This is a genomic window from Lactobacillus corticis (assembly GCF_018327645.1).
Taxonomy (GTDB): domain Bacteria; phylum Bacillota; class Bacilli; order Lactobacillales; family Lactobacillaceae; genus Lactobacillus; species Lactobacillus corticis.
Genome location: NZ_BMAY01000092.1, coordinates 1 through 201, shown reverse-complemented (window position 1 = coordinate 201; position 201 = coordinate 1). Strand labels below are relative to the sequence as shown.

The following is a 201-nucleotide window of genomic DNA, read 5'->3' as shown; positions in this document are numbered from 1 at the left end:
CTTCCATATATCTACGCATTCCACCGCTACACATGGAGTTCCACTCTCCTCTTCTGCACTCAAGAAAAACAGTTTCCGATGACCTTCCCCGGTTAAGCCGGGGGCTTTCACATCAGACTTATTCTTCCGCCTGCGCTCGCTTTACGCCCAATAAATCCGGACAACGCTTGCCACCTACGTATTACCGCGGCTGCTGGCACG

General features: G+C 52.7%; 1 rRNA gene. It reads right to left on the bottom strand.

What is annotated here, in order from left to right:
- Positions 1 to 201 (bottom strand): 16S ribosomal RNA (locus KI210_RS08875); the annotation flags it as partial.